The sequence below is a fragment of the Gordonia sp. (in: high G+C Gram-positive bacteria) genome (assembly GCF_049299075.1).
Taxonomy (GTDB): Bacteria; Actinomycetota; Actinomycetes; order Mycobacteriales; family Mycobacteriaceae; genus Gordonia.
On sequence record NZ_JBAQWU010000078.1, the window covers coordinates 1 to 1,629 of the forward strand.

Here is a 1,629-nt window from a genome sequence, read left to right on the forward strand (position 1 = left end):
GAACTCTCATGCGTGAGGTGATGCGTGTGTGTGACAAGGTGTGTGACTCACTCTTCTCGGGTGTCAGCAGGTCGGGGTCGGTGCTTGGCCGGCGAAGCGGTCCGTCAGGAACTGGAATGCCCCGGGAAGCCCGATCGCCGCGGCGGTCAGGTGGTCGGGACTCTGCACGATCTCGGACTGCACCGGAACGCCGGCTGCGCAGTACCGCTGCATGGTGGCGGTGATCGACTCGACAGGGATCAGGGCATCGTCCGAGGCGTGCCACTCGTAGATCGGGGTGGTCGGAATGTCCGCGATCTTCTCGACGCTGTTGGCGTCGAGAACCGACTGCACCGTCGCACTGTTGAGCAACGCATGTCCGGTGGCGGCGTCGGTGACGTCGGCGAGACTGCGACCGGCCCCGCCGGCGAGGATGTCGTTCGTGCAGGCATTACCGATCGAGTCGCGCACCGCCAGGCCGGTCGCGTTCAGATGCGCCGTGATCGACACCTGCTCCGGGTACTCGCGTTCGAGGCCGAGCGCAGCGGCCATCGCCAGACCGAACGCCGGGTGCGGTGTCTCGCCGAGCGCTGCGGCCATCGCGCCGATGTTCAACGGGGCACCGCCGTACGCGGCGCCGGCCAACGTCAGCTCCGGTGCGTAACTCGGTGCGAGTGCGGCAGCCATCGCGGTGGCCATGCCGCCGCCGGAGTAGCCGGCCAGCCCGACCGGGCTGTCGGCCAGTCCCAGCGCGGTGGCGCGTTGCGCGGCCCGGATCCCGTCGAGGGTGATCTGTCCGCCGAGCCTGGCCGCCCCGTACGCGCTGGTCGGGCCCAGATGGTCGGGGATCGCGACGGACCAGCCGCGCTGGATCGCAACGCCGAGACCGGGCGCTTCGCGGATCGCCAAGTTGGGGTCGGTGGTGTACAACGCGCGGGACGGAGCGCATTCGAGGCCGAGCGCGTTGACGATGTGCTGGAACGAGAGCAACGGGCGCCCCGGCGCGGCGGCACGTGGCGACAGCACGGTGGTGACCGCTGCGATCGGTTCGCCCTGCGAGTTCACCGACCGGAATTTCAGCTGGACCGCGTCGGTGTCGACGAAACCGAACGGTGCCGGAACGCTGCGGGTAGCCAGAACGTCGCCGGGTTGGTGGTCGGCCAGGTCGGTGGGGAAGCTGTAGAAGCTGTCGGTGAGCGCGACCGGATACATCACCGGGTTGGCGTGCGCCGGCGGCGCCGTCACGGTGGAGGCGGCGAGCGTCGCAACTGCGACGGCCGCGAACATGACCGGGGTGGTGGAACGGGCAAACTTCGGAAGCATCACGTGTTCTTTCTGCATCCGGACACCGCCCCCCGGTGAGAATTCCTCGCCGGGAAGGGAAACGCGACAAGACGCGCGGTCCGGAATGCCGTGGATCGTCGGTTGGGCTGAAACAAACCTAGCAACAATATGGTTCGCTCAGGTCGGCGGTGTATTCGTGCCCGGAGCAGCGGCTGCTCGGGCATCGATCGCATTCAGCTGCAGATGCGCTTCCGCCTCGGGTGCCGGTTGGTCGACATCGCGGCCGGATCTCGTGTGGCCGCAGTCGGTGATGAATTGTGTTGCCGGCCAAGGCAGAACAGTTCTTCACCATGGATGATGCTGCGC

The 1,629-nt window shown here is 67.6% G+C and carries 1 protein-coding gene; it reads right to left on the reverse strand.

Annotation, left to right across the window (positions count from 1 at the left end):
- Window positions 1–63: 63 nt before the first annotated feature.
- A complete protein-coding gene (locus WAW85_RS02735; RefSeq protein ID WP_422558124.1) occupies window positions 64–1,302 on the reverse strand; it encodes a lipase family protein in 1,239 nt (412 codons plus the stop codon).
- Window positions 1,303–1,629: the final 327 nt, after the last annotated feature.

What these genes read in the sequence shown, in the direction of transcription:
- WAW85_RS02735 (WP_422558124.1), bottom strand. Translation starts at nt 1,302, where the DNA reads ATGCTTCCGAAGTTTGCCCGTTCCACCACCCCGGTCATGTTCGCGGCC.